We start from the raw sequence: 26,369 nt of genomic DNA, 5'->3' as shown, positions 1-26,369 counted from the left end.
CCGGTTCGTCCCGGTGGGCCCCGCCACTGGCGTGAGGCCCGTCAGACGGCCGGGAGATCGCCCGCCTTGACCCCGGCGACGAAGGCCGACCAGGCCTCGGCGCGGAACAGCAGTGCCGGACCCTCGGGGTCCTTCGAGTCGCGGACGGGTACCACTCCGGGAAGCCCGTCAGCGACCTCAACGCACTCTCCCTGGCCGTTGCTGTAGGTGCTCTTGTGCCACTTGATACCAAGGTCGCCCTGTTTCACTTGTACTCCTCTGCGACTTCCCTCAACCAAGAGACTGACTTCTCCGGCTGGACCGACGACGCCATGAGACGGAGAAACGTGTCCTCATGACGTGCGATCTCCGACTCCCGCTCGGTATAGATACTGATGGTTGTGACTTCGGAGTAGGCCACACGTCCGGGAAGATCACTGAACGAAAGGATGGAGGACGAGGAGCCCATGGCAGCATGTGCGCCTGCCGAGAACGGCAGCACCTGAATCGTCATGTTGGGCCGGCCCTCGGCCATGTCCGCCATGTGATGGAGCTGACCACTCATCTGCGAGGGATCGCCGACCTGGCGCCTCATGACAGCCTCCCCGATGATCGCCCAAATGCGCGGCGGCTGAGGTCGATCGAGAATCTGCTGCCGCTCCATGCGCAGCGCCACCCTGCGCTCGATGTCCTCTGAGGCCTCTCCGGGATTCATCGCTCGGATGACCTGCCGGGCATAGTCCTCGGTCTGCAACAGCCCGGGCACCAGCTCACATTGAAATGTCTCGATCTTCGTGGCGTCGGCTTCAAGTCCGATGTAGGCCCTGAACCAGTCAGGAAGCGCATCACCGTAGGCGTGCCACCAGCCCTGCTGTCGACTCTGCCGGGCCAGGTTGATGAACTGCTTCACCTCTGCCGGATCGTCGACTCCATAGTGAGCAAGAAGCCTCGCCGCATCGCGATCTTGCAAGGGCACGCTGCCGCTTTCGATCCTGCTCAACTTGGAAGCGGACCAACCCAGCGTGGCGGCAACGTCTTTGGCAGCCATCCTGCTCGCCGCGCGCAACTTGCCCAGCTCGGTGCCGAGCCTACGCCGCAGCACGGTCGGACTGTCCACTCGTCACCATCCCCAACAGGTCGCCTCGATACACAGTCTGCCACCCCCTCCAAGGGCCGAGTCGCTTCTCCCTTCGTGCAATTGCTTGAGAGGAGCACTTGCACGACGAGCCTTCAGCGGAGCATGCTACTCGCAGTAGTCCACTGCTCGACACGCAGTAGTCGAGCGCGACAGGCCACCGGGCATCCCCATGCCCGTTCCAGGCCACCAGGCCCGTCCGTCCAGGCACACCCGAAAGGGGCTCCGCCATGCCCGAAACCCTCCACCCCACCCCGTCCGCCGTCACCGAACAGACCTGCTGGCTGCCGCGCCGCCGCAGATCCGCCAGGGCGGCCCGCCGACTGCTGGGCGCTTTCCTCTCCCGGCACGAGGGCGGCGAACACTACGTCGAGGTGGGCGAGTTGCTGCTCAGCGAGCTGGTCACGAACGCCATCGAGCACGCCCATGTACCGCCCGACCGCCTGATCATGGTCCACTTCGCGCTCACCGAGGGACGGCTGCGGATCGAGGTCCACGACCCCGGCGACCACCATCTCGACACCGGTGCGGCCGTCGCCCTGCCCGCACCGGACGAGGAATCCGGACGCGGACTGTGGCTGGTGCGCCACCTGTCGGACCAGTGGGGCTGCCAGGCCCGTACGAGCGGCATCGGCAAGGCCGTCTGGTGCACGGTCGCCCCGGCTCCCTCCAGCACCCCGACCGCCCGCAGGAGCGCCGCATGACCTCCTGCCCCGGCCCTGACGCGGACGGAGCGGTCTACGTCGAGATCGAGGACGTGGCCGCCCCCGCCCGGTTCCAGCACCTCCCGGACGCCCTCGCCGCGCTCTGGCGCTCGTTGCGTGAACTCCCGCTCGGGGCCGACCAGTCCGACGCCTTCGAGTACTTCCTCACCCGGCGCGGGGCCGCCGCCCGGGTCCGCGAGTTCCTCGTCCGGGACGGGTCGCTCACCCTCACCCTGCGGATGGACGGCCGCCTGCACTCCGTCCTGATCCGCCCGGGCGGGGACGACCGGGCCCGCCCCCGCCCGACGACGCACCCCATGCTGTGACCGGCCCACCGAGCAGCCTCCACGGATCACGCCGCAGCGCCGGGGAAGAGCAGCCGCCCACCGGCGGCCGAGCCACCCCGCCGACGGTGAACAATCAAAGGCCTGCATGCGAGTTCATGCGCGCAGCAAAGGTGAACTAGGTTACAAACCTTCCATTCCAAGCTGTCCGGTTTGCTCACATCCTGAGACGCATGCGATAGTCGAAGCAGTCCGGGGCGTGACGACGCCCCGGACGCGAACCACGGCCGACCCCGACCTGGCACGGCCGTCCCCATCGCGCGGTACGCACCCCCTTGACCGGCGCGATGACCTGCACGGGCCTCCACGCCGCACCACGGCGACGGGGGCCCTGCGTGGTTTCCGGGGCGGGACGAACAACACTTCCGCCGACGGTGTCAGCCGCGCTCGCGGATCTTCAGCTCGAACCAGACGGCCTTGCCGCGCGGCAGCAGGTCGGCGCCCCAGCGGTCCGCCAGGTCGTCGACCAGCTGGAGGCCGTAGCCGGCCTCGCCGCCGGGCTCGGCGACGATCCGGCAGGGCAGGGCCCGCGAGGAGTCCCGGACCTCCACCCGTAGCCAGCCGGCCCGGCGCTGGACCTGGAGGCCGATGGTACGGCCGGCGGCGTGGCGGACGGCGTTCGCGATCAGCTCGCCGGCCAACAGCTCCCCGGCTTCCAGCAGTTGGTGCAGACCCCAGGACTGCAGGACGGACAGGACCAGCCGCCGGGCCACCGAGGCGGACTGGGGCCGGGAGGGCAGCACCACCTCGTCGGACCCGTCCTGCTCGCACATCCGGCCGAAGTACACCTGCTCCAGCTCGGTCGGACTGAGCCGCTCCAGGGCTGCCAGCGCCAGGGGCCGGTTCTCCGACGGGGCGTCACCCAGCAGGCCGGACCCAGGATGTGATGACTGTTCCGCTTCGCCCCATCCCGCCATGTGCCCATCATTGCGGAACGCATGCGGCCGCGTACGGACAATGAGCAAACAATCACTATTCGAGGGGCATATGCCGACAGCAAGCCTCCGAAACAGCACTGCCGGGCACCCCGCGAGGGGAGCCCGGCAGTGGCCGCACGCCGTCCGCTACCAGGATCCCCAGGGCAGGTTCCAGCCGCTGAGGCCGTTGTCCGGCTCCACCTGGCCGCGCTTGGAGTTCTGCACCGTGACCACGTCGCCGACCAGCGAGGAGTCGTAGAACTTCCCCGCCACGGTGCCGGCGCCGCCGCCCTTCACGTCCTGCAGGCCGACGCAGCCGTGGCTGGTGTTGTCCTCGCCGAAGGAGTGGCCCCAGTAGTTTCCGTGCACGTAGGTGCCGGTGTCGGTGAGCCGCATCGAGTGCGGCACCATCAGGTCGTACGGCTCGCCGGTCATCCCCGGGAGGGTGCTGGAACGCATGTTCACCACGCCCTCCTTGGCGGAGATCACCATCGTCCCGTTCCAGGTCGGGTGCTCGGGCGAGCCCGAGGTGATCGGGATGACGGAGGTCTGGCCGTCCCGCACCACGGTCATCTCGTGGGTGTTCGCGTCCACCGTGGAGACCTGCGAGCGGCCGATGGTGAACGGCTCGTCGCGGTCCACCCCGCCGTACACGCCGGGCGCGATCTCCACGCTCTTCAGCCGGTAGTGCACGGTGACCTTGGTGCCGGGCTTCCAGTACGCCTCGGGGCGCAGGTCCAGCCGGCGGTCGCCGAACCAGTGGCCCTTGACCACGGTGCCGTTGTCGGTCTCGAAGGTGATGCCCTTCGCCACCTCGGCCTTGTTCTTCACGTCCTTGTCGAAGGCCACCGAAAGGATCATCCCGACCCCGTAGGTCTCGCCGTCGGAGATGTTGTCGGTGGGCGAGGCCTCGCTCTGCGGCGTCAGGGTGGTGAAGCCGCTCTCCGCCGTGGCCGGCACCCCGGCCGGGTCGGACGCCTGCGCGCTGACCCGGTACGCCGTGCCGACGGCCAGCGGCGCGGCCGGTGTCCAGGCGGCGCCGTCGGCGGTGGCGGCCCCCGGTACCTCCCGGCCGTCCTTGTCGGTGACCTTGACGGCGGTGAGCCTGCCGCCAGCCACCGAGACCCGCAGCGCGCCCGGGGCCACGCCCTCGGCGCCGTTCTTCGGGGTGATGTCCAGCACCGCCGCCGAGACCTTCGGCTGCGGCTGCTCCGACCTCGCGCCGGCCGGCGCCGAGGCGCCTCCGCCCGCTCCGCCGGCCCCGCCCAGTGCCGCCCCCGCGGGGGGCTGCTGACCGCTGCCGGCCGCCCCGCCGCCCCCGCCGCACGCGGTGGTCAGCACCAGCACACCGCCCAGCACCGCGACGGCCGCTGCCCTGCGTATCGACCCGACGGGCCTGCGTATCGACTCCACGGCCGACTCCCTCCCTTGATCCCCAGCTGAGTACACGCCGTCCGATCGGGAAAAGTTGCGCCCGTCTCCCGACCGTTACCGCAGGGGTGGGGAACCGTTGCCGGACGGGTGGGAACCGCCCCCGGACCGGCCCGGACCAGGCCCGGACCAGGCCCGGAACGGACCTGCCGGAAGCGGGCCGGTCGGGCCGGCAGGGGCCGTCCGGCGGGCAGGGGGGCGAGGTCGGGCCCGGAAACGCGGACGACCGGGCCGGTCCCCCTCGGCGGGGGGCCGGCCCGGTCGCGGTACCGGGATCAACGCTCGGGCACGGGGACTACCAGTTCTTGAAGTCCATCGTCCAGCCGCTGAGACCGTTGTCCGGCTTCACCGTGGCGCTGGTGGAGTTCTTGATCGTGACCGGGTCGCCGATCATCGAGTCGTTGAAGAACTTGCCCGCCACCGACGTGTCGCTGCCGCCCTGGACGTCCTGCATGGAGACGCAGCCGTGGCTGGCGTTGCTCTTGCCGAACGGGTTGGCCCAGTAGTTGCCGTGCACGAAGGTGCCGGAGTCGGTCAGCCGCATCGCGTGCGGGACGTCCTGGATGTCGTACTCCGCGCCCAGGCCGACGGTCTGGGAGTTCATCCGGGTGACCTTCTCCTTGCTGGAGATCACCATGGTGCCGTTCCAGGACGGGTTCTTGGCGTCGCCCAGCGTCACCGGCAGGACGGTCGACTTGCCGTCGCGCACCACCGTCATCTGGTGCGTGGCGGAGTCGGCGGTGGAGACCTGCGAGCGGCCGATCACGAACGGCTCGTCCTTGTCCACGTCACCGTAGATGCCGGGCGCCACCTCGACGTTCTTGAGGCGGTACTTGATCGTCACCTTGGTGCCGGGGTTCCAGTACTTCTCCGGCCGGAAGTCCAGCCGCTGGCTGCCGAACCAGTGGCCCTTGACGGTGGTGCCGTCGCTGGCCACGAAGGTGATGCCGTTCAGCACCGCGTCCTGGTTCTTGATCGCCTTGTTGAACTTCACCGAGACGATCATGCCGACGCCGTACGTGGCGTTGTCGGCGATGTTGTCGTTGGTGGAGACGGTCTTCGCCGGCGTCAGGGTGGTGAAGGTGGTGGTCGACGCCGACACCAGCCCGGCCGGGTCGGTCGCCTGGACGTTCACCTTGTACGCCATGCCCACGGTCAGCGCGCCCGAGGGCGCCCAGCCGAGGCCGTCCGGGGTGATCGTGCCGGCCACGGCCTTGCCGTCCTTGTCGGTCACCTCGACCGCGGTCAGCTTGCCGCCCGTGACGCCCACCTTGACGCCGTTGGTCGGGTTGACGTCGACGGCGCCGTCCTTGGGCTCGACGTTCAGCACCGCGGTGGAGACCTTGGGGGTCTCCTGCGAGGGCGCGGCCGCCCCGCCCGTGGCACCCCCGGTCGCGGCCGTGTCGTTGCTCCCCCCGCCGGCGGTGCTGCCACCGCCGCCGTTCGACGAACAGGCGGCCCCCAGCAGCAGCACACCGCCCATCATCACCGCCACGGCGCCACGGCGCCCTCGGTGGTTGGTCCTACGTATCGCGGCGTTGCCCGCCTGAACCGGCTTCACTCGGTCTCTCCCCTCCCGGTATCCACCCTGAATACACGCGCTGGTGCCCGGAAGGGTTGCACCGGGAGCAGATCTTCTCCATACCGGGCCCCGGGGGCGAGGAGCAGGATAACCGGGGACGATGAGTGAATCTTCGGCGGGAGCCGGGTGCCTCCTGGGTGCCTGCTCAGTGAAGCGTCGGCGAGCCGCTGGACGCACCGGACGCACGAGCCGTCCCGGAGGCAGCGGACGCACCGGACGCCGGCCTCCTCCCGGCCGGAGAGGTCGAGGGCGACGCGGGCGAGGGCGACGCGGGCGCGGGCGAGGGTGACGCGGTCGGCGCCGGCGTGACCGGACCGCCCGGGACGAGCGCGCTGCCGGCCAGCCACTGTGCCCAGGGCAGGTTCCAGCCGTTCAGCCCGTTGTGCGGTGGCACCGCGTCGCCCGCCGAGCCGCGGACCTCGACCACGTCCCCGGTGAGGGTGTGCTCGAAGAGCCAGCCCGCCGGGGTCTCGCCCGACCCGCCACCCTTGGCGTCGGCCAGGCCGATGCAGCCGTGGCTGGTGTTGTCGTTGCCGAAGACCTCCGGGTCGGCCCAGTAGTTGCCGTGGATGAAGGTGCCGGAGGTGGTCAGCCGCATCGCGTGCGGGACGTCCTTGATGTCGTACTCGTCGCCGAGGCCCACCGTCTGCGAGTTCATCCGGGTGACCTTGAACTTCTCCGAGACGACCATCGCCCCGAGGTAGGTGCTGTGCTCGGGCGTGCCGCCGGAGATCTTCAGCTGCCGCACCACCTTGCCGCCCTGGCGGACGGTGAGCGTGTGCTCGTCCAGGTCGACCACGCTGACCTGGGAGCGGCCGACGGTGAAGCGGACGTCCTTGGTCTGGGTGCCCAGCTCGCCGGGCGCGCCCCGCACGCCCTTGAGGCGCAGCGCCACGCCGACCTTCGTCCCGGGCGCCCAGTACTGCTCCGGGCGGAAGTCCAGCCGCTGGTCGCCGAACCAGTGCGCGGCCACCGGCACGGCCGGCTCGGCGGTGACCCGCACCGCCCGCTCCACCGCCGCGCGGTCCGCGATCGGGCGGCTGAAGCGCAGCGAGACGGGCATCCCCACGCCGACCGTACTGCCGTCCTCCGGGGTGAAGAAGGCGACGAAGGTGCGTGCCCTGGCGATCGTGCTGAACTTGGTGTGCCGGGTGGCGCGGGCGCCGTCGCGGTCCACCGCGGAGGCGTCCAGCGAGAAGGTGCCGCCCAGCGGCAGCAGGCCGTCCGGCGTCCAGGACGCGCCGTCCTCGGCGAGCGTGCCGGGCAGCTCGGCCCCCTTGTTGTCCCGGAACCGGACGGACTCCAGCCGCCCGCCGGGGGCGACCGTCACCTTCACCGGCCCCTCCGGGGCGACCTCCCGGCTGCCGTCGCCCGGCGTCACCAGGATCGCCGGCGAGGAGGCGGGCGGCGGCGGCGCCGGGTCGTCCCCGCCGCTCAGCACCCCGCTCCCGTCGCAGCCGGTGAGCAGGCACAGCCCGAGGGCGGCCGCCCTCCGTACCCAAACCCGCAGTCCGGGGCCCATCCGGCCTCCCGCTGTGTCCGTCGTCCGCCAGCTCGCCGCCGTCCGGCAGGGCGGTCCGCCGACGAACCCTCACCGACCGTCCGTCTGCCAGCGTAAGGGTCCAACCGCTCGATACCGGGCATAACGACCGCGACCCCGGCCGGACACGAACGAAGCCCTGCGGACGGCCTACGCCGTCCGGGCGCGTCCGGGGGCAGAATCGTTCACGGTCCGTCACAAGATGATCCGCCACGTGACAGCGGCATCCGATCAGGGAACAAGTGTGGGACGGGGTACGGGACACCCCCGTACTGGGAGGGTGCGGTCATGACGGCAGGGCAGGAGCTGGGACCAGGCGCACGACCGGAGGAAGCGGCCGACCGGGGCCGGGCCGGGCCGCGCGCCGCACCGCCCGCGGGCGCCGGCCCCGCCACCCCCTGGCCGGGCAGCTGGCAGCCGCTCGGCGCCCGCTTCCGCACCGGCCCCGACGGCACCCGGGGCACCAACTTCGCGCTCTGGGCGGCCGGCGCCGAGGCCGTCGACCTCTGCCTCTTCGACGAGGACGGACGGGAGAGCCGGCACCGGCTGACCGAGCAGAACTTCCAGACCTGGCACGGCTACCTGCCCGACGTTCTGCCCGGCACCCGCTACGGCTTCCGGGTGCACGGCCGCTGGGACCCGTGGACCGGGGCCCGCTGGAACCCGGCGAAGCTGCTGCTCGACCCGTACGCCCGCGCCGTCGACGGCGACTACACCGCCCACGACGCCACCTGCGGCTCGGTCCGCGACTGGCCCGAACGCGAGGTCGCCGACACCGTCCGGGACAACCGCGACTCGGCCGCGTACGTCCCCAAGGGCGTGGTCGTGCACGACGACGACGACTGGTACGACGACCAGCGCCCGAAGACCCCCTGGGCCGAGACGGTGCTCTACGAGGTGCACGTCCGCGGCTTCACCATGCGCCACCCCGGCGTGCCGCCCGAGCTGCGCGGCACCTACGCCGGCCTCGCCCACCCGGCCGCGATCGAGCACCTGACCGGTCTCGGCGTCACCGCCGTCGAACTGCTGCCCGTCCACCAGTACGCCAGCGAGGACCACCTGCAGGCCCGCGGGCTCACCAACTACTGGGGCTACAACAGCATCGGCTACTTCGCGCCGCACGCGGGCTACTCGTCCTCCGGCAGCCGCGGACAGCAGGTCGGCGAGTTCAAGCGGATGGTCCGGGCCCTGCACGCGGCCGGCATCGAGGTCATCCTCGACGTGGTCTACAACCACACCGCCGAGGCCGGCGAGCTGGGCCCCACCCTGTCGCTGCGCGGCATCGACAACGCCGGCTACTACCGCCTCCCGCTGAACCGCCGGCGCGGCTACGCGGACTACACCGGCTGCGGCAACACCCTGGACACCCGTCAGCCGCAGACCGTCCGGCTGATCACCGACTCGCTGCGCTACTGGGTCACCGAGATGGGCGTGGACGGGTTCCGCTTCGATCTCGCCGCCGCCCTCGCCCGGGGCAGCGACGGCGTCGAGATGCACCACCCCTTCCTCGCCGCCGTCTCCCAGGACCCGGTGCTCAGCCGGGTCAAGCTGATCGCCGAGCCCTGGGACGTCGGCGCCGGCGGCTACCAGGTAGGCGGGTTCCCGCCGCTCTGGGCCGAGTGGAACGACAAGTACCGCGACACCGTCCGGGACTTCTGGCGCGGCGCCCGTCCGGACGTCCGCGAGCTCGGCTACCGGCTCTCCGGTTCCTCCGACCTGTACCAGCGCGGCGGCCGCCGCCCCTACGCCTCCGTCAACTTCGTCACGGCCCACGACGGCTTCACCCTGCGCGACCTGGTCAGCTACCACCAGAAGCACAACGAGGCCAACGGCGAGGACAACCGGGACGGCACCAACGACAACCGGTCATGGAACTGCGGCGCCGAGGGCGAGAGCGGCGATCCGGCCGTCCAGGAGCTGCGCCGGCGCCAGCTGCGCAACCTGCTGGCCACCCTGCTGCTCTCCACCGGCGTCCCGATGCTCACCGCCGGCGACGAGCTCGGCCGCACCCAGGGCGGCAACAACAACGCCTACTGCCAGGACAACGAGGTCAGCTGGCTCGACTGGTCGCTGCTGGACGACCCCGGCTGGCGCTCCCTGCGCGACCTCACCGCCCGGCTGGTCCGGCTGCGCCGCGACCACCCGGTGCTGCGCCAGCGGGCCTTCTTCTCCGGCCGGGCCGCCGCCCCCGACGGCCGGCCCGACCTCGCCTGGTTCGGCCCCGAGGGCCGGGAGATGACCGAGGCGGACTGGTTCGCCCCCACCACCGGCCTCGGCATGCTGCTCTCCGGGGCCGCGATGTCGGAGCGCGACCAGCGCGGCCGCCCGCTGCGCGACGACAGCTTCCTGCTGCTGCTCAACGCCGGCGACCGCGAACTGCCGTTCACCCTGCCCGGCGGCGCCCGGACCACCGGCTACGAGAGCGTCCTGGACACCTCGCTGCCCGACCAGTCCGCGCCGCCCGCCGCGCAGTACCCGGCGGCGGCCGCGCTGCCGCTGCCGGCCCGCTCGCTGCACCTGCTGCGGCTGCTCCCGGCCTCCACCAACGGCGACCACCCGCGGTAGCCGGCCCGCGGGGGACGGGCGGGGGACGGTCGGCAGGGACGGGCGTCCGCCCCGGCCGTCCACGACCGGGAACGGCCCGCCCGGTGGCCGGTTCCCGCCGCCGCCGGGCCCCCGCCGGGTGGCCGGTTCTCGCCGACAGGGGCAAAAAACCTGGTGAGAAATGACCGTGCACCGACTTACCCTCACCACGATGGCCGAGAACCAAGAGTCCACGCTGCCGCAGTCGCCACCCCGACCGGAGCAGGAGGACCCGGACCCACCCACCCCGCGGTCCGGGCGACCTCCCCGCAGCACCCCCGCAACCGCGCCCGCACACCGGTCGACGGTCCGGTCCCTGCTGCGCCTGTGGCCCTACGCCCGGGTGATCCGCTGGCGGCTGGCCGCCTCGATCTCCGCGGCGCTCGTCGCCATGCTCAGCGTGCTCGTCGTGCCGCTGGTGCTCGGCCGGATCGTGGACGGCCCGATCGCCCGTCACGACCTCTCCGCGCTCTGGCCGCTCGCCGGCGCGCTGCTGCTGCTCGGCCTGATCGAGGCCGGCCTCTTCTACACCAGACGGGTGGTCCTGGCCGGCCCGCTGGCCGGGCTGGAGACCGCCATGCGCGGCGACCTCTACGCCAAGCTCCAGCGGCTCCCGGTCTCCTTCCACGACCGCTGGGCCTCCGGCCAGCTGCTCTCCCGGGCCACCTCCGACATGTTCACCATGCGACTGTTCCTGGCCTTCCCGCTGGTCTTCCTGGTGGTCAACTCGCTGATGTTCGCCGCCGGCACGGCCGTGATGTTCGTGCTGGACTGGCGGCTGGCCCTGATCACCCTGCTGCCCGCACTGCCGCTGATCGTGCTGACGAGGCACTTCGAGTCCGGCTACTCGCTGGCGGCCCGCCGCGCCCAGGACCAGACCGGCGACCTCGCCACCGTGATCGAGGAGTCCGTCCTCGGCATCCGGATCCTCAAGGCCTTCGGCCGGCACCGGACGATGGCCGAGCGCTTCCGCAGCCAGACCCACGAGCTGCGCGAGACCGAACTGCACAAGGCCGGCCTGCTGGCCAACCTGTGGGCCGTCATCGTCGGCCTGCCGGAGCTGGCGCTCGGCTGCGCGCTGGCCGTCGGCGCCTACCTGGTCGCCCAGGACGAACTGACCACCGGCACCCTGGTGGCCTTCCTGTCCACCGCGCTCGCCCTGCGCTGGCCGGTCGAGTCGCTCGGCTGGCTGCTCGCGTACGCCAACGAGGCGGCGACCGCCACCGACCGCTACTTCGAGGTGCTGGACGAGCCGGAGGACGGCGGCGACCGGACCACGGCCGCCGGCGCCACGACCACCGGCACGGCCACCGAGACGTCCACCGCCGAGGCCACGGCCGCCGGCGCCACGGACGAGGGCATCCGGCTCACCGGCGTCCGGTTCCGCTACCCCGACGCCCCCGACGACACCCCCGACCTGCTCCGCGGGATCGACCTGCACGTCCGCCGCGGCGAGACGATGGCACTGGTCGGCGCCACCGGCAGCGGCAAGACCACGCTGACCGCGCTGCTGCCCCGCCTCTACGAGGCGACCGGCGGCACCATCACCCTGGACGGCCGGGACATCCGGGAGATCCCCCGGGCACGGCTGCGCGAGCTGGTCTCGGTGGCCTTCGAGGAGCCCACCCTGTTCTCCGCCTCGGTCGGGGAGAACGTCCTGATGGGCGCCCCCGACGCCTCCGACGAGCAGCTGCGCCGGGCCCTCGACACCGCCCAGGCCGACTTCGTGGAGCGGCTCCCGGCCGGCACCGGGACCCAGGTCGGCGAGCAGGGCCTGAGCCTGTCGGGCGGTCAGCGGCAGCGGCTGGCCCTGGCCCGGGCCGTGGTCGGCGACCCCGCCTTCCTGGTGCTGGACGACCCGCTGTCCGCGCTGGACGTGCACACCGAGGCGCTGGTCGAGCAGGCCCTGCGCGAGGTGCTCGGCTCCACCACCGCGCTGGTGGTGGCGCACCGCCCGAGCACCGTCCTGCTGGCCGACCGGGTGGCCGTGCTGGCCGACGGCCGGATCGCCGCCGTCGGCACCCACCAGGAGCTGCTGCAGTCCTCCGCCGTCTACCGCGAACTCATGTCGGGCGAGGCCGCCCCCGTGCTGGAAGGAAGCCCCGCCCGATGAGCACCACCACCGTCCGGCCGACGAAGGAGGCCCGGGGCCCCGAGGAGCAACCGGACCCGCCCGAGGCCGAGCTGCTCGCGCCGCCCTCCGACGACGAGGACATCCCCGTCCCGCCCGGCGCGGCCCGCACCCTGCTGGCCGCGCTGCTCGGCCCGCACCGGGGCAGGATCGCCCGGGCCATGCTGGTCATCCTGGTCCAGCAGGCCGCCCTGCAGGCCGGCCCGCTGCTGGTGGCCATCACCATGGACCGGGCCGTCCCGGCGCTGCGCGACCACGACAGCGGCCCGCTGATCGCCGTGATCGGCGCGTACCTGGGCTGCGCCGCGCTGAGCACCGTGCTGCAGCGCGCCTTCATCCGGATGAGTGCCCGGATCAACCAGGACATCCTGCTGGAGCTGCGCGGCCGGATCTTCCGGCACGCCCAGCGGCTCAGCCTGGACTTCCACGAGCGCTACACCTCGGGGCGGATCACCTCCCGGGCCACCAGCGACGTGGACGCCCTGCGCGAGCTGCTCTCGGAGGGCCTGCAGGAGCTGCTGACGGTCTTCCTGTCGGTGTTCTACATCTCGGTGCTGCTGCTGGTGATGGACTGGCGCCTCGGCCTGGTCTCGCTGGTCTCCTTCCTGCCGCTGTACCTGATCACGCGGTCCTTCCGGCGCCGCTCGCTGCGGGTCTACCGGCGTTCGCGCACCGCGACGGCCACCCTGATCGTGAAGTTCACCGAGACCATGAACGGCATCCGCCCGGTCCAGGCCTTCCGCCGGGAAGCCGCCAACGAGGCGGCGTTCGGCGTGCTCAACCGCCGGTCGGCGACCGCCCAGGCGGAGGGGTTCCGCGAGCTGGCCCGCTTCGTCGGCCTGTCCAGGACCACCGCCAACGTCTGGGTCACCGGCGTCGTGGTGCTGGGCGCCTTCCTGGTCACCGACGGCAGCCTGGAGCTCGGCGTGCTCACCGGCTTCGTGCTGTACCTGCGCCGGCTGTACGACCCGATCGACCAGCTGGCGATGTTCCTGAACAGCTACCAGTCGGCGGCCGCCGCCCTGGAGAAGATCGCCGGTCTGCTCGCCCACGAGCCGACCGTCGCCGAGCCGGCCACGCCGGTGACCCTGCCGGCCGGCACGGGCACCGGAAGGGAGGTGGCCTTCCAGGGCACCCGGTTCGCCTACCGGACCGGCAAGGAGGTGCTGCCGCCGTTCGACCTGGTGCTGCCCGCCGGGCGGACCACCGCCGTGGTCGGCGCCACCGGCGCGGGCAAGTCGACGCTGGCCAAGCTGCTCGCCCGGTTCTACGACCCGACCGAGGGCCGGATCACCCTGGACGGCGTCGACCTGCGCGACCTCTCCACCGCCGACCTGCGGCGCGGGGTGGTGATGGTGACCCAGGAGTCCTTCCTGTTCTCCGGGACGGTCGCCGAGAACATCGCCATCGGCAAGCCGGGCGCCACCCGCGAGGAGGTCGAGCAGGCGGCCCGCGCGATCGGCGCGTACGAGTTCGTGGCCGCCCTGCCTGAGGGCTTCGACACCGACGTGCGCAAGCGCGGCGGCCGGATCTCGGCCGGCCAGCGGCAGCTGGTCGCCTTCGCCCGGGCGCTGCTGGCCGACCCGGCGGTGCTGATCCTGGACGAGGCGACCTCCTCGCTGGACGTGCCCGGCGAACAGGCCGTGCAGCGCGCCATGCGGACGGTGCTGGCCGGCCGGACGGCCGTGATCATCGCCCACCGGCTCTCCACCGTGGAGATCGCCGACCGGGTGCTGGTGATGGAGCAGGGCCGGATCGTCGAGGACGGCACCCCCGCCGAGCTGATCGGCGGCACGGGCCGGTTCGCCGACCTGCACCAGGCCTGGCGGGCCAGCCTGGTCTGAGCCGGGCCCGCCGCGGGCCGGCCGGCCACCGCCCCGGCCGGGCCGCCCCGGACACGCCGGAGGGCGCCGGGCCCTGTGCACGGGCCCGGCGCCCTCCGGTGTTTCTGTCCTCCGGTGTTTCTGTCCTGCGGTGTTTCTGTCCCGCGGTCGTTCGGCCCTGCGGTCGTTCGGCCCTGCGGTGCGGTCAGCGCAGCAGGCCGGTGTCCATCCCGGCCGACTCCGCCGGCAGCGCCACCAGGCCCAGCTCGGCCGGGGAGGCCAGCAGCGGGTGGGCCGGCAGCACCCGGACGGTGTAGCCGAAGGGACCGGTCCGGCTGAGCTCCAGCTGGCCCTCGTAACGCGTCCGGCCGTCGAGGTCGGGGCCGCCGGCCGGCTTGAGCGCGAGCAGGGCGGCGTCCGAGATGCCGTCCCGCTCGTCCACCCGGCCGGAGACCACCTGCACCTCCACGTCGGCCGGCTCCAGCGGGCCGAGCGAGACCTGCACCCGCAGCGACAGCGCGCTGCCCAGCTCCTGCGCCTCGTCCGGGCACTCGGCCTCGACGTGCTCCACCCGGACGGCCGGCCAGGCCTGGCGGACCTTGGCCTTCCAGTCGGCGAGCGCCCGGGCCCCGGCGTGGCCGGTGCCGCCCGGCGCGGGGGCGGCCAGCTCGCGCTGGGCCAGCGCGGCCGGCGTGTAGAGCCGCTCCACGTACTCCCGGACCATCCGGCCGGCCAGCACCTTGGGCCCGAGGGTGACCAGGGTGTGCCGGACCATCGCGATCCAGCGGTGCGGCAGCCCGTCCGCGCCCCGGTCGTAGAAGCGCGCCGCCACCTGGTGCTCGATCAGGTCGTACAGGGCGGCGGACTCGATGTCGTCGCGGCGCTCGGCCTCGGCGCTCTCCGGGTCCAGCACGCTGCCGACGCCGTCGGCGGTGGGGATCGCCCAGCCGTTCTGGCCGTCGTACCACTCGTCCCACCAGCCGTCCAGGACGGACAGGTTCAGGCAGCCGTTGAGGGCCGCCTTCATCCCGGACGTCCCGCAGGCCTCCAGCGGCCGCAGCGGGTTGTTCAGCCAGACGTCGCAGCCCGGGTAGAGCCGCTGGGCCATCGCCATGTCGTAGTCGGGCAGGAAGACGATCCGGTGGCGGACCGCCGGGTCGTCGGCGAAGGCGACCATCTGCTGGATCAGCCGCTTGCCGCCTTCGTCGGCCGGGTGCGCCTTGCCGGCCACCACGATCTGCACCGGCCGGGTCGGGTGCAGCAGCAGGGCGCGCAGCCGCTCCTGGTCGCGCAGCATCAGGGTGAGCCGCTTGTACGAGGGCACCCGGCGGGCGAAGCCGATGGTGAGCACGTCCGGGTCGAGCACCGCGCCGACCCAGCCGAGCTCCGCGTCGCCGGCGCCGCGCTGGCGCCAGGAGGTGCGGACCCTGCTCCGGGCCTCGTCGACCAGCTGGGCCCGCAGGGCGCGCCGCAGCTCCCAGATCTCGCTGTTGCCGATCCGCTCCAGACCCGTCCAGCGCTTGGTCTCGCCGGTGGTCATGGCGTCCTCGGCGCGTTCGGTGCCGATCTCGGCGGCGCCGAGCCGCACCACCGCCGGGTCGATCCAGGTCGGTGCGTGCACGCCGTTGGTGACCGAGGCGATCGGCACCTCCGCGGCGTCGAAGCCCGGCCAGAGGCCGTTGAACATCGACCGGCTGACCTCGCCGTGCAGGGTGGAGACGCCGTTGGCGCGCTGCGCGAGCCGCAGGCCCATGGCGGCCATGTTGAACAGCTTGGGGTCGCCGCCCCGCCAGGTCTCGGCGCCGAGCGCCAGCACCTGCTCCACCGGGACGCCGGCCAGCGCCGCGTCGCCGGTGAAGTGGCGGGCGACCAGCTCGCGGTCGAATCGGTCGATGCCGGCCGGTACGGGCGTGTGGGTGGTGAACAGGGTGCCGGCCCGGACGGCCTCCAGGGCCGCGGCGAAGTCCAGGCCCTGCGCGCCCTCCTCGCCCTTCTCCGCGGCGGTGACCAGTTCCCTGATCCGTTCCACCCCGAGGAAGCCGGCGTGGCCCTCGTTGGTGTGGAAGACCTCGGGCGCCGCGTGGCCGGTGAGGCGGCAGTACGTGCGGACGGCGCGGACGCCGCCGATGCCCAGCAGCATCTCCTGGAGCAGGCGGTGCTCGCTGCCGCCGCCGTAGAGGCGGTCCGTCACATCGCGCTCGGCGGGCGAGTTCGCCTCGATGTCGGAGTCGAGCAGCAGCAGCGGGACCCGCCCGACCTGGGCCTTCCAGATGTGCGCGGCCAGGGTGCGGCCGGCGGGCAGGGCGAGGTCGATCCGTACCGGGCTGCCGTCCGCCTCGCGGAGCAGGCTGACGGCGAGTTCGTCGGGGTCGAGCAGGGGGTAGCGCTCCTGCTGCCAGCCGTCGCGGCTGAGCGACTGGCGGAAGTAGCCGTGCCGGTAGAAGAGGCCGACGCCGATCAGCGGCACGCCGAGGTCGCTGGCGGACTTGAGGTGGTCGCCGGCCAGGATGCCGAGGCCGCCGGAGTACTGGGGCAGCGCGGCGGCGATGCCGTACTCCGGGGAGAAGTAGGCGACCGCGGCGGGCAGCGCGGCGCCGTCCTCGGCGGACTGGTACCAGCGCGGGCCCGACAGGTATTCGCGCAGGTCGTCGGCCTGGTCGCCGAGCCTGCGCAGGAAGCGCCGGTCCGCGGCGAGGGCGGCGAGCCGGGCGGCCGGCACCTCGCCGAGCAGGCGCACCGGGTCCTCCCCGGTGGCGGCCCAGACCTCGGGGTCGACGGAGCGGAAGAGGTCTCTGGTCTCCGAGTGCCATGACCAGCGCAGATTGAGCGCGAGCTCGTGCAACGGCTGGAGTTGTTCGGGCAGGACGGTGCGGACGGTGAATCTGCGGATTGCCTTCACGGCGTGAAGCGTAGACCCGTCATTGGCCCTGATGGTGTGTCACCTGACGTATTGGTGATCCGTTCGGCCTATTGATGAGATCGCATTCAGCGCATTGGGCTGCGCGGGGGGCGCGCGGGGCGCACTTTTCCAAGTCCCGCACCACCAATGCGTGAACAGTGTGGAACAGCCTGATTTCCGCTGGCCGATATACCCCTCGGGTAGTCCGAAAGTGTCGCACTACCGCTGCGTAGGTCTTGTCGGCGGTGTCACTATGAACAAAGGTCGTTGATGCTGCGGGGTGTGCGGCGACGGGTGGCGCCCCCCGACTGCCGCACGCCCGAATCCTTCCGCTTCGACAAACCCTCACCTTCCTTAGCCCATTCGGCCCTAGCCGCGTTTCCGTTGCGTGTCCTCGTGCTGCCTCCGCTCGTTCACGGGTGGGTTGGGTCGCACTGGGGCGCGCCCGGAGAGGCGCGCGCCGGGACGCGCGCGGGCTCTCGGACTCGCGGCCGCAGGCATGACCGGAGTCGGGCAGGTTGCCGGGTGCGGCGACATGGGCAGGCTCCGGGCGCGGCACGACCTCCCCCCACCCAGCAGTTCTCCCGGTACTCCCCTGGCCCCGGACCGGCCGGCGGGAGCTGCCGCCGATCTCGGGCAGGAGTTTGGCATGCACGGCGACACGCGGGACCAGTCCACACCGGTGGCCGACACACTCGACGCGGCGCTCGCGGAATCCGCCGAACGGGCGGAATCCGACGGCCCGTCGGACGCGGCGATGCCCAAACCGCGGGCCGCCGCGGCACCCCGGCCCCAGCGGGCGGCCGGCGGCCGAGAACCCGTGGCCGACGACGCCCGGCCCGCGGCCCCGCGCAAACGCGCCACCCGTTCGGCGGACGGCCAGGCCGGCCAGGCCACGGCGGCCCGCCCGGCCGGGGCGGCGGCGCGGACCACCACCGGGGCGGCCGCCCGGAGCACCGCGCCGAGCGCGAGCACGCCCCGGAAGACCACCACCCGGAAAACCTCCGCCCGTAAGACGACAGAGAGCGACACCGTGATCGGCCGCATCCCCGTCCTGGACGTCAGCCCCCTCGTCGACGCCGGCCGCCGGCCCGCCAAGGCGGTGGTCGGCGAGGCCTTCGAGGTCACCGCGACCGTGTTCCGCGAGGGCCACGACGCGGTCAACGCCAACGTGGTGCTGCGCGACCCGCGCGGCCGCAGCGGCCCCTGGACGCCGATGCGGGAGCTGGCCCCCGGCACCGACCGCTGGGGCGCCGGCGTGACGCCGACCGCCCCGGGCCGCTGGTCCTACCTGGTGGAGGCCTGGAGCGACCCGGTGGCCACCTGGCGCAAGGCCGCCGCCGTGAAGCTGCCGGCCGGCATCGACACCGCGCTGGTCCTGGAGGAGGGCGCGCAACTGCTGGAGCGCGCCGCCGCGGGCGTGCCGAAGAAGGAGGGCCGCTCGCACGTCCTGGCGGCCGTGGACGCGCTGCGCGACCCGGGCCTGCCCCCGCTGTCCCGGCTGGCGGCCGCGCTGGTCCCCGAGGTGACCGAGCTGCTGGCCCGTCACCCGCTGCGCGAGCTGGTCAGCTCGACCCGCCCGATGCCGCTGCAGGTCGACCGGGAGCGGGCCCTGTTCGGCTCCTGGTACGAGTTCTTCCCCCGCTCCGAGGGCGCCGTGGTGGACCCGTCGGGCGTCGAACCACCGCGCTCCGGCACCCTGCGCACCGCCGCCGAGCGCCTGCCGGCGGTGGCCGCGATGGGCTTCGACGTGGTCTACCTGCCCCCCGTGCACCCGATCGGCCGGGCCTTCCGCAAGGGCCCGGACAACACCCTGACGGCCGGCCGGCACGACGTCGGCTCCCCCTGGGCGATCGGCTCGCCGGAGGGCGGCCACGACGCCGTCCACCCGGACCTCGGCACCATCGAGGACTTCGACCACTTCGTCGCCGAGGCCACCGCCCTGCACCTGGAGGTGGCGCTGGACTTCGCCCTCCAGTGCTCCCCCGACCACCCCTGGGTGAACAAGCACCCGGAGTGGTTCAGCCACCGCGTCGACGGCACCATCGCGTACGCCGAGAACCCCCCGAAGAAGTACCAGGACATCTACCCCGTCAACTTCGACCAGGACTTCGACGGCATCGTCAAGGAGACCCTGCGCCTGCTGCGGTTCTGGATGGGCCACGGGGTGCGGATCTTCCGGGTCGACAACCCGCACACCAAGCCGGTGGTGTTCTGGGAGAAGGTGCTCGGCGAGATCGCCCGCACCGACCCCGACGTGATCTTCCTCGCCGAAGCGTTCACCAGGCCGGCCATGATGCACACCCTGGGGAAGATCGGGTTCCACCAGTCGTACACCTACTTCACCTGGCGCACCACCAAGCAGGAGCTGACCGAGTACCTCACCGAGCTGTCCGGGGAGCCGGCCGCCTACATGCGGCCCAACTTCTTCGCGAACACCCCGGACATCCTGCCCGAGCACCTGCAGACCGGCGGCCGGGCCGCCTTCGCCGTCCGGGCGGTCCTGGCCGCCACGCTGTCCCCCAGCTACGGCGTGTACGCGGGCTTCGAGCTGTTCGAGAACGAGCCGGCCGAGCCGGGCTCCGAGGAGTACCTGCACTCGGAGAAGTACGAGCTGCGCCCGCGGGACTGGACCCGCGCCGACACCCTCGCCCCGCTGCTGACCGTGCTGAACCGGCTCCGCCGGCGGCACCCGGCCCTCCAGCAGCTGCGCGACCTGCGGTTCCACCCGACGGACAACGAGCAGGTGCTGGCGTACTCCAAGAGCGCCAGCACCGAGGACGGCCTCACCGACCGCGTGATCACCGTGGTCAACCTGGACCCGCACCACGTCCAGGAGGCCACCGTCACCCTCGAAGGCGACGGCCCGTACACCGTGCACGACGAGCTCACCGGCGCCGCCTTCAGCTGGGGCCGGCACAACTACGTCCGGCTCGACCCCTCCGCGGAGCCGGCCCACCTCCTCACGGTTCGGAGGAACCCAGCGTGACAGTGAACGAGCCCGTCCCCGACACCTTCGCCGAGACCTCGAAGAAGGACCTGGACCCGGAGTGGTTCAAACGTGCGGTCTTCTACGAGGTCCTGGTGCGGTCCTTCCAGGACAGCAACGGAGACGGCGTCGGCGACCTCCAGGGGCTCACGTCCAAACTCGACTACCTGCAGTGGCTCGGTGTGGACTGCCTCTGGCTGCCGCCCTTCTTCGCCTCCCCGCTGCGCGACGGCGGCTACGACGTGGCCGACTACAAGTCGGTGCTCCCGGAGTTCGGCGACCTGGCCGACTTCATGGTGTTCGTGGACGCCGCGCACGCCCGCGGCATGCGCGTGATCATCGACTTCGTGATGAACCACACCAGCGACCAGCACCCGTGGTTCCAGGCCTCCCGGGAGGACCCGGACGGCCCGTACGGCGACTTCTACATGTGGGCCGACGACGACAAGCAGTACCCGGACGCCCGGATCATCTTCGTCGACACCGAGACCTCCAACTGGACGTACGACCCGGTGCGCAAGCAGTACTTCTGGCACCGGTTCTTCTCCCACCAGCCGGACCTCAACTACGACAACCCCCGGGTCCAGGAGGAGATGATCGCCGGGCTCCGGTTCTGGCTGGACCTCGGGATCGACGGGTTCCGGCTGGACGCGGTGCCGTACCTGTTCGCCAGGGAGGGCACCAACTGCGAGAACCTCCCGGAGACCCACGAGTTCCTCGCCCGGGTCCGCAAGGAGATCGACGCGGACTACCCGGACACCGTGCTGCTCGCCGAGGCCAACCAGTGGCCGGAGGACGTGGTCGACTACTTCGGCGACTTCGGCTCCGGCGGCGACGAGTGCCACATGGCGTTCCACTTCCCGGTGATGCCGCGGATCTTCATGGCCGTGCGACGGGAGTCCCGCTACCCGGTCTCGGAGATCCTCGCCAAGACGCCGACCATCCCCGGCGGCTGCCAGTGGGGCATCTTCCTGCGCAACCACGACGAGCTGACCCTGGAGATGGTCACCGACGAGGAGCGCGACTACATGTACGCGGAGTACGCCAAGGACCCGCGGATGCGCGCCAACGTGGGCATCCGCCGGCGCCTGGCGCCGCTGCTGGAGAACGACCGCAACCAGATCGAGCTGTTCACGGCCCTGCTGCTGTCGCTCCCCGGCTCCCCGGTGCTGTACTACGGGGACGAGATCGGCATGGGCGACAACATCTGGCTGGGCGACCGGGACGGCGTGCGCACCCCGATGCAATGGACGCCCGACCGCAACGCGGGTTTCTCCTCCGCCGACCCGGGCAGGCTCAGTCTGCCGCCCATCATGGACCCGGTGTACGGCTATCAGGTGACCAACGTCGAAGCGCAGCAGAGCAGTTCGAGTTCTCTGCTGCACTGGACGCGTCGCATGATCGAGATCCGCAAGCTCAACCCCGCGTTCGGCCTCGGCACCTACACCGAGCTCCCGTCCAGCAATCCCGCGGTGCTGGCCTTCGTGCGCGAGTACGAGGGTGACCTGGTCATGTGCGTGAACAACTTCTCGCGGTTCGCGCAGCCGACCGAACTGGACCTGCGACGGTACGGAGGCCGGTACCCGGTCGAACTGATCGGCGGGGTGCGCTTCCCCTCGATCGGCGAGTGGCCGTACCTGCTCACCCTCGCGGGGCACGGCTTCTACTGGTTCCAGCTCCGCAAGCCGCCCCGCCCCGACGGGGCCCGCCCCACGGGTCTGCAGTAACGGTCCCTCTGGGCCCCAGGGCCCAAGCACTTCGGGGCGCGCGGGAGTTCGCGCCCGCGCCCCCCGGAGGTGCCTGCACCACCGCGTACGGAGAACAGCCCAACGGCCCACCACACTATGGCGTGACACCCGAGCCCCGCTCGCGTGCCGTCGCCGCCGCGCAGCCGAAATCCGGAAGACTGACGGGCCCGGCCAGACCCGTCGGGCAGTCGGCCCGCTTCCGGGGAAAGGGAGTCATGTCCGAAACCTCCCGGTCTCAAGCCCATGTGCACCGCGACACCCCCACCGGCACGGCCGTGCCGGCCGGACCGCGGAGCCCCGGGGTACGCAGAACCGCCTTGGGAGTCAGCGAGCTGATCCAGGCCGCGCTGCCGCTGATCACCGATTGGCTCCCCACCCAACGCTGGTACGCCGGCAAGGGGCGCGCCATCACCGGCCTCACGCCGATGGTCGGCACCCCCCTGCAGGTCGGCGACCCCTCACTGCTGCACCTGCTGCTGCGGGTCGAGCACGGGGCGGCCGGCGGCACCCCGCAAGGGGACATCTACCAACTGCTGCTCGGCACCCGCTCGGAGGAGCCCGCCGGGATCGGCCCGGGCGCCGTGCTCGGCCGGCTCACCCAGGGACCGTACGACGGCGCCGTGCTCTACGACGCGGTGCACGACCCGGAGCTGACCGGCCGGCTGCTGGAGCACCTGGCGACCGGCGACCGGTTCGGCTCGCTGTCCTTCCGCCGCACCCCGGGCCCCGGCCTGCCCGCCAACCTGCCGGGCCGGGCCAGCACCGCCGAGCAGAGCAACAGCTCGGTGATCTACGGGACCTCGCTGATCCTCAAGCTGTTCCGCCGGATCAGCCCCGGCACCAACCCGGACCTCGAACTCTCGCTCGCCCTCTCCCGGGCCGGCTCCACCCGCATCCCGCGGGTCGCCGCCTGGTTCGAGAGCCGGCTGGAGCGCGCCGAGCCGGCCACCCTCGGCCTGCTCCAGCGCTACCTGCCGGACGCCGAGGACGGCTGGGAGCTGGCCCTGGACCAGGTCGGCCGGCTCAAGGGCGACCCCTCCCCCGGCAACTTCGCCATTGAGGCGCACCGGCTCGGCCGGGCCACCGCCGAGGTGCACCGGGTGCTCGCCCGCTCGATGCCGGTGGCGCGCCTGGACCGCACCCAGACCAGACAGCTGGCCACCGCGATGGCCGACCGGCTGGACAGCGCCGTCGCCGCCGTCCCCGGCCTGCTGCGCTACCGCTCCGCGCTGCGCAGCGCCTTCCAGCAGCTCGCCGACGCCCACCCGGACGGCATGCCGGTCCAGCGGATCCACGGCGACCTGCACCTGGGCCAGGCGATGCGCACCCCGCAGGGCTGGGTGCTGCTGGACTTCGAGGGCGAGCCCGCGAAGACGGTGGCCGAGCGCCGGGAGCCGCAGACCGCCCTGCGGGACGTCGCCGCGATGCTGCGCTCCTTCGACTACGCCGCCGCGCACCTGCTGGCCGGCGGCCCGGTCGACCCGGAGCTGGCGCACCTGGCGGCGGCCTGGGCGGCCCGCAACCGCACCGCGTACTGCGCGGGGTACACGGCCGGCGGGGGCACCGACCCGGCGGCCTCGCCGGAGCTGATGCGCGCGCTGGAGATCGACAAGGCGGTGTACGAGGTGGTGTACGAGGCGCGGCACCGGCCCAGCTGGCTGCCCATCCCGCTCGCCGCCATCAACCGGCTGGCCCTGACCGTCTGACCCGGCCCGGCCGACCGTCCCCGGCCGGGCCGACCGCTCCCTCCTCCGCTCCGCCCGCCCACCCGCCCCCTCGGCCCCGTTCGCCCGCCCCATCCGTCCGCAGGATCCGCCCCCCGCCGTACCGACCCCGCAGGAGGACCCCGTCGTGACTCCGCTCGACCTGCCAGGCCGCACCACCACCCCCGCCGTACCCGCGACCTTCCTCGCGGGCAAGGACTCACCGAGGCGAGAGCCCGTGGTGCCCCAGCGGGCCGAGCCGGAGCGGACCGCCCCGGCCCCGAGCACCGGCCGCGCGAGCGCCGCTCCGCCCGGCACCGGTGCGGCCGAGCCCGCTGTCACCACGCCTCCCGCCGCCACGCCCGCCGTCGCGACGCCGGCCACCGCGGAAGCCGTCGGCCCGCCAGTCGCGCCCGGCATCGCCGCGGACGCCGCCCAGGCGGGCGCGCTGCGGCTGCCGGAGGCCCCGCTGCCGCCCTCCGAGGTCGACCGGCTGGTCTCCGGCGCGCACCACGACCCGCACGCCCTGCTGGGCGCCCACCCGACCAACGGCGGCACCGCGATCCGGGTGCTGCGCCCGTTCGCCGAGCGGGTGGTGGTGGAGACCGGCCAGGGCCCGGCCGAACTCACCCACCAGCAGAACGGCCTGTTCACCGGCCTGCTGCCCGGCAGCGGTCTGCAGCGCGCCACCCTGGCCGAGCACCGGCTGCTGGTCACCTACCCCGGCGGCGGCCCGCTGCCGCAGTACGACGGCTACCGGGCCCGCCCGACCCTCGGCGAGCTCGACCTGCACCTGATCTCCGAGGGCCGGCACGAGCAGCTCTGGCGGGCCCTCGGCTCGCACCTGCGCACCGTGGACGGCGTCGACGGCACCGCCTTCGCCGTCTGGGCGCCCAACGCGGCCGGCGTCCGGCTGATCGGCGACTTCAACCACTGGGACGGCACCGGCCACCCGATGCGGTCGCTGGGCTCCTCCGGCATCTGGGAGCTGTTCGTGCCCGGCCTGGCCGAGGGCACCCAGTACAAGTACGAGATCCGCACCCGGGACGGCCGCACCCTCGACAAGGCCGACCCGCTGGCCCGGGCCACCCAGTGCCCGCCCGGCACCGCCTCCGTCGTCACCTCCTCCTCGTACGACTGGCAGGACGCCGACTGGATGGCGCGCCGCGCCCGGGCCGTCCACCACCGTGCGCCGATGTCGGTCTACGAGCTGCACCTCGCCTCCTGGCGGCCCGACCTCACCAGCTACCGCGAGATCGCCGAGGTGCTCCCCGGCTACCTCAAGGAGCTGAACTTCACCCACGTGGAGTTCATGCCGGTGATGGAGCACCCCTTCGGCGGCTCCTGGGGCTACCAGGTCTCCGGCTTCTACGCACCGACCGCCCGGCTGGGCGGCCCGGACGACTTCCGCCACCTGGTCGACACCCTGCACCGGCACGGGATCGGCGTGATCGTCGACTGGGTGCCGGCGCACTTCCCCAAGGACGACTTCGCGCTCGCCCGCTTCGACGGCGAGCCGCTCTACGAGCCGGCCGACCCGCTGCGCGCCGAACACCCCGACTGGGGCACCCTGGAGTTCGACTACGGCCGCACCGAGGTCCGCAACTTCCTGGTCGCCAACGCGGTGTACTGGTGCGAGGAGTTCCACATCGACGGCCTGCGGGTGGACGCCGTCGCCTCGATGCTCTACCTCGACTACTCCCGCGAGGGCGGCGCCTGGACCCCGAACCAGTTCGGCGGGCGGGAGAACCTGGACGCCGCGGCCTTCCTGCAGGAGATGAACGCCACCGTCTACCGGCGCTGCCCCGGCGTGATCACCATCGCCGAGGAGTCCACCGCCTGGGACGGCGTCACCCGCCCCACCGACAGCGGGGGCCTCGGTTTCGGCCTGAAGTGGAACATGGGCTGGATGCACGACTCGCTGGTCTACATCTCCAAGGAGCCGGTGCACCGCAAGTACCACCACAACGAGATCACCTTCTCGATGGTGTACGCGTACTCGGAGAACTACGTGCTGCCGATCTCGCACGACGAGGTGGTGCACGGCAAGCAGTCGCTGGTCTCCAAGATGCCCGGCGACTGGTGGCAGCAGCGCGCCAACCACCGCGCCTACCTGGGCTTCATGTGGGCCCACCCCGGCAAGCAACTGCTTTTCATGGGGCAGGAGTTCGCCCAGGGTGCCGAGTGGGACCACGAGCACGGACCGCAGTGGTGGGTGCTGGCCGACGACTGGCCGGCCGCCGCCGACCACCGGGGCGTGCGCGAGCTGGTCCGCGACCTCAACGGCGCCTACCTGGACGCGCCCGCGCTGTGGGAGCAGGACACCACCCCCGACGGCTTCCGCTGGCTGGACGGCGGCGCCGCCGAGGACAACCTGCTCTCCTTCGTCCGGTACGCCGCCGACGGCACCCCGCTGGTGGCCGTCTGCAACTTCTCCCCCGTGGTGCGGCACGGCTACCGGGTCGGCCTGCCCACCCTGCCCGGCTCCGAGCAGCTCTGGGAGGAGGTCCTGAACACCGACGCCGAGGCGTACGGCGGCAGCGGGATCGCCAACTCCAGCCCGGTGAAGGCGGAGAAGGTCTCCTGGAACGGGCAGGACCGCAGCGCCGAGCTCGTCCTGCCGCCGCTGGCGACGGTCTGGCTGCGCCCGGCCTGACGGCGCGCCCGCCCTCACCACACCCCCGCACCGCCAGGCGCACACCGCACACCCCGGGATCCGCCGCCGCGGAACCGGACGGCAGCACCGGGACGTCGGACGTCCCGGTGCTGCCGTGCGTCCGGCCCCGGCCCCGGGAATTCACCCGAGTGCAAACGCCCGTCCTAAATGCGAAGGTAGGGTCAATATGACCATCTGAAGCAGC

The 26,369-nt window shown here is 72.5% G+C and carries 16 protein-coding genes; 9 read left to right on the top strand and 7 right to left on the bottom strand.

What is annotated here, in order from left to right:
• Window positions 1-41 precede the first annotated feature (41 nt).
• Both J2S46_RS26315 and J2S46_RS26310 read right to left on the bottom strand, forming a co-directional pair.
• Window positions 42-248, bottom strand: coding sequence for a DUF397 domain-containing protein (locus J2S46_RS26315; RefSeq protein ID WP_073926070.1), 207 nt, complete (start codon window positions 246-248; stop codon window positions 42-44).
• A complete protein-coding gene (locus tag J2S46_RS26310) occupies window positions 245-1,096 on the bottom strand; it encodes a helix-turn-helix domain-containing protein (protein ID WP_307351351.1) in 852 nt (283 codons plus the stop codon). Before J2S46_RS26310 ends, J2S46_RS26315 begins: the two co-directional genes overlap by 4 nt.
• Window positions 1,097-1,344: 248 nt before the next feature.
• On the opposite strand from J2S46_RS26310, the gene J2S46_RS26305 reads away from it, so the two are divergent.
• Entirely contained in the window at window positions 1,345-1,818 is a 474-nt protein-coding gene (locus J2S46_RS26305) for an ATP-binding protein (RefSeq protein WP_191289548.1), read from the top strand.
• Window positions 1,815-2,144: a hypothetical protein gene (locus J2S46_RS26300; RefSeq protein WP_191289547.1), complete on the top strand. Its 330-nt coding sequence runs from the start codon at window positions 1,815-1,817 to the stop codon at window positions 2,142-2,144. The genes J2S46_RS26305 and J2S46_RS26300 overlap by 4 nt, the downstream gene beginning before the upstream one ends.
• Before the next feature lie 395 nt (window positions 2,145-2,539).
• On the opposite strand, the gene J2S46_RS26295 is transcribed toward J2S46_RS26300, so the two are convergent.
• The 4 genes from J2S46_RS26295 to J2S46_RS26280 form a co-directional block, all read right to left on the bottom strand.
• Window positions 2,540-3,079 carry an ATP-binding protein gene (locus J2S46_RS26295; RefSeq protein ID WP_229912616.1) on the bottom strand — a complete coding sequence of 180 codons (540 nt, stop codon included), beginning with the start codon at window positions 3,077-3,079 and terminating at the stop codon, window positions 2,540-2,542.
• A gap of 147 nt (window positions 3,080-3,226) precedes the next feature.
• Window positions 3,227-4,492 (bottom strand): L,D-transpeptidase, encoded by a 1,266-nt coding sequence (locus tag J2S46_RS26290; protein ID WP_229912615.1) that lies wholly within the window; start codon window positions 4,490-4,492, stop codon window positions 3,227-3,229.
• A 313-nt stretch (window positions 4,493-4,805) separates the two neighbouring features.
• Window positions 4,806-6,071 (bottom strand): L,D-transpeptidase, encoded by a 1,266-nt coding sequence (locus J2S46_RS26285; protein ID WP_229912614.1) that lies wholly within the window; start codon window positions 6,069-6,071, stop codon window positions 4,806-4,808.
• 166 nt (window positions 6,072-6,237) lie between these two features.
• The gene (locus J2S46_RS26280; RefSeq protein ID WP_191289546.1) at window positions 6,238-7,614 is read right to left on the bottom strand and encodes a L,D-transpeptidase; all 1,377 of its coding nucleotides are present in this window, start codon (window positions 7,612-7,614) and stop codon (window positions 6,238-6,240) included.
• 306 nt (window positions 7,615-7,920) lie between these two features.
• Between J2S46_RS26280 and glgX the strand changes: the two genes are divergently transcribed.
• The 3 genes from glgX to J2S46_RS26265 all read left to right on the top strand — a co-directional run bounded on the left by glgX (window position 7,921) and on the right by J2S46_RS26265 (window position 14,190).
• Window positions 7,921-10,197, top strand: coding sequence for a glycogen debranching protein GlgX (gene glgX / locus J2S46_RS26275; protein ID WP_191289545.1), 2,277 nt, complete (start codon window positions 7,921-7,923; stop codon window positions 10,195-10,197).
• 190 nt (window positions 10,198-10,387) lie between these two features.
• Window positions 10,388-12,328 (top strand): ABC transporter ATP-binding protein, encoded by a 1,941-nt coding sequence (locus J2S46_RS26270; protein WP_191289544.1) that lies wholly within the window; start codon window positions 10,388-10,390, stop codon window positions 12,326-12,328.
• Window positions 12,325-14,190, top strand: coding sequence for an ABC transporter ATP-binding protein (locus J2S46_RS26265; RefSeq protein ID WP_191289543.1), 1,866 nt, complete (start codon window positions 12,325-12,327; stop codon window positions 14,188-14,190). Before J2S46_RS26270 ends, J2S46_RS26265 begins: the two co-directional genes overlap by 4 nt.
• A 184-nt stretch (window positions 14,191-14,374) precedes the next feature.
• Here J2S46_RS26265 and glgP read toward each other — a convergent pair whose 3' ends face one another.
• Window positions 14,375-17,068, bottom strand: coding sequence for an alpha-glucan family phosphorylase (gene glgP / locus J2S46_RS26260; RefSeq protein WP_191289542.1), 2,694 nt, complete (start codon window positions 17,066-17,068; stop codon window positions 14,375-14,377).
• A 1,033-nt stretch (window positions 17,069-18,101) separates the two neighbouring features.
• Here glgP and J2S46_RS26255 point away from each other — a divergent pair.
• The 4 genes from J2S46_RS26255 to glgB all read left to right on the top strand — a co-directional run bounded on the left by J2S46_RS26255 (window position 18,102) and on the right by glgB (window position 26,164).
• Window positions 18,102-20,057 carry an alpha-1,4-glucan--maltose-1-phosphate maltosyltransferase gene (locus J2S46_RS26255; protein WP_191289605.1) on the top strand — a complete coding sequence of 652 codons (1,956 nt, stop codon included), beginning with the start codon at window positions 18,102-18,104 and terminating at the stop codon, window positions 20,055-20,057.
• Window positions 20,054-21,784, top strand: coding sequence for a maltose alpha-D-glucosyltransferase (gene treS, locus J2S46_RS26250; protein WP_191289541.1), 1,731 nt, complete (start codon window positions 20,054-20,056; stop codon window positions 21,782-21,784). Before J2S46_RS26255 ends, treS begins: the two co-directional genes overlap by 4 nt.
• Window positions 21,785-22,020: 236 nt before the next feature.
• Complete coding sequence (locus J2S46_RS26245) at window positions 22,021-23,511, top strand: maltokinase N-terminal cap-like domain-containing protein (protein ID WP_191289540.1); 1,491 nt, start codon at window positions 22,021-22,023, stop codon at window positions 23,509-23,511.
• A gap of 145 nt (window positions 23,512-23,656) precedes the next feature.
• The gene (gene glgB, locus J2S46_RS26240; RefSeq protein WP_191289539.1) at window positions 23,657-26,164 is read left to right on the top strand and encodes a 1,4-alpha-glucan branching enzyme; all 2,508 of its coding nucleotides are present in this window, start codon (window positions 23,657-23,659) and stop codon (window positions 26,162-26,164) included.
• The last annotated feature ends 205 nt before the right edge of the window (window positions 26,165-26,369 follow it).

Source organism: Kitasatospora herbaricolor, assembly GCF_030813695.1.
GTDB classification, from domain to species: domain Bacteria; phylum Actinomycetota; class Actinomycetes; order Streptomycetales; family Streptomycetaceae; genus Kitasatospora; species Kitasatospora herbaricolor.
Note: the sequence above shows the minus strand (reverse complement) of the source record. Positions and strands in the feature narration are given on the sequence as shown.